Below are 1911 nucleotides of genomic sequence, written 5' to 3'. Positions count from 1 at the left end.
TGATCGGTTATAGCGGGGGCTTCTTTAGAAGCTAGAGTGTTGTTGCCGTCCCGAAAGATAGACAAGATTTGCTTCGTGGTACTATCGGTCATATCGCCAGATATGATTATTTTCCCACTACGCCGTTTTATACTTGGGAAAACGCCCAGCCCAAGTCGTTTCAGATTGATCGCGGCATTTATGTCACGATCAACTGTCACATTTTCTACCGAGTCGTAATAGTCGCGTATTCTGCAATCGGTGAATATATCTTCATTCCGATAGCTCAAGACCCGCGATGAATACGCTGGTTTCTGTTTCACTAACGTTGATCCAGCTTTTTCAGCTATGTATTCCAACGTTTCAAAGAACGCGCCAAATGCAGCGTCATTCCAAGACTTGTTCAATCCAGACTTACGAGACTGACCATTCGCAGCGTAGGTGCCATCATCGTTTTGTTTGGGTTTATTTCGTTTACTCAGACCCTTGAGGTTGAGCTTTTCGACAAAGATGTAATCGAAGCCTTTTCTCACTACAGCGTGAGCCGTGTTGTAACGGTGATCTTTACGCTGTCTGGCAATGCGTTGATGCTGCCTAGCTTCTCGCTTTGCTAACTTACGCCGTCTGCGTGAACCACGCTTGCGTGAGTTTTTCTTAGTCGATATTTTAGCTAGCTTAGGCTGAGACGTTCGCAGCGGCTTAGCAGATGGTAGTTTAGTCCCGTCAGATAGCGCTAGGTAGTCATCGGCTTCTAAAGCGGCGTCAATGCCTACTGAGTTTTCCCAAGTGGGTTCAGTCACCGTTAATGGTGTGTCAGGAATCGTTTTATCTTCCAGGGTGAGGTTTACGAACCATTCGTTAGCTTTTCGGCTAATGCTGACGCGCTTTAGGACTGCACCAGTCGGAATAGGTCGATGCATCCTGACTTTTATCATCCCCAGTTTGGGTAGTCGCAAATATAACCAGTTTTTACGAACTAGATGAATCCACGATGGTTTAACCATCGCAAATACCATCGTCTTGTAAGACGATTCGCTCTTGAAACGTGGCTTACCGCTACGCTTTCCAGCAGCGTCACTCGATATGTAGCGCTTGAATGCGTCATCAGCTCGCTTACATACGTCTTGTAGCACGGTTGAGTCTAGGCGTGTAAAGTCCAACAATTCACCGCTATGAAATACGCGAACCAAATCAGTTTTTAGTTTCGGCACCAACGATTGCTGACCGTAACGAGACGGTTTATCTCGCAACGGCGCGATGCTGCAAACTAGCGGGCAAGAATTCACATACGTTCTGTTTTCTTCCCACCAGTTGAAACGATCTCCCACTTGGCGGTTATACCAGTAGCGACATACTCTAAGCCAGTAGTTTAGCTCTAGCTTTTGTTTAGTGTCGGGGTAGCATTGATACTGATACGTATACGTCATAGCGGTTTCGACCTTTACCGTGTAATTAGTGTTATGCTAGCACGGTAAATTATTTAGTGTCAACCCGTGACTAAAGATTATATCCACCGCGCTAGAGGCGTTTCAGAACTAAAGGCTCATTTAGTGTTAGTCCCAAAATATCGAAAAAAAATATTTACTGATGCGATGCTAACAAGGTTAGATTCAGTGTTCTCGGAGCTTATGGGCAAATGGGAAGGGACGTTGATTGAATTCAACGGTGAATCAGATCACGTTCATTTGCTTCTGCAATACAATCCTCAGACCCAGCCAAGCAAGCTCATCAACAATCTAAAAACCGTATCGAGTCGTTATTTACGTAAAGAATTCCCGACTGAGATAAACAAGTTTTACTATAAGAAAGTGCTGTGGACTAGTGGTTACTTTATAGCGAGTTGTGGTGGGGTAACCGTTGACGAGCTCAAAGCTTACGTCCAAAATCAGGACAGACCTGATTAGACTGTTCGCTATCACTCACCTGGCTTTC

2 protein-coding genes are annotated in these 1911 nt (G+C 45.1%); one reads left to right on the top strand and one right to left on the bottom strand.

All coding sequences use genetic code 11. From position 1 onward, the window contains the following. Window positions 1-1406: transposase (locus IQ256_RS29065; RefSeq protein ID WP_228025400.1), on the bottom strand; the 1406-nt coding region annotated here is incomplete at its 3' end. A gap of 66 nt (window positions 1407-1472) precedes the next feature. On the opposite strand from IQ256_RS29065, the gene tnpA reads away from it, so the two are divergent. Further along, window positions 1473-1883: an IS200/IS605 family transposase gene (gene tnpA / locus IQ256_RS29060; RefSeq protein ID WP_193859157.1), complete on the top strand. Its 411-nt coding sequence runs from the start codon at window positions 1473-1475 to the stop codon at window positions 1881-1883. Window positions 1884-1911: the final 28 nt, after the last annotated feature.

It is taken from the genome of cf. Phormidesmis sp. LEGE 11477, from assembly GCF_015207105.1.
Taxonomy (GTDB): domain Bacteria; phylum Cyanobacteriota; class Cyanobacteriia; order Phormidesmidales; family Phormidesmidaceae; genus Phormidesmis.
This window is presented reverse-complemented; position numbering and strand designations above follow the sequence as displayed.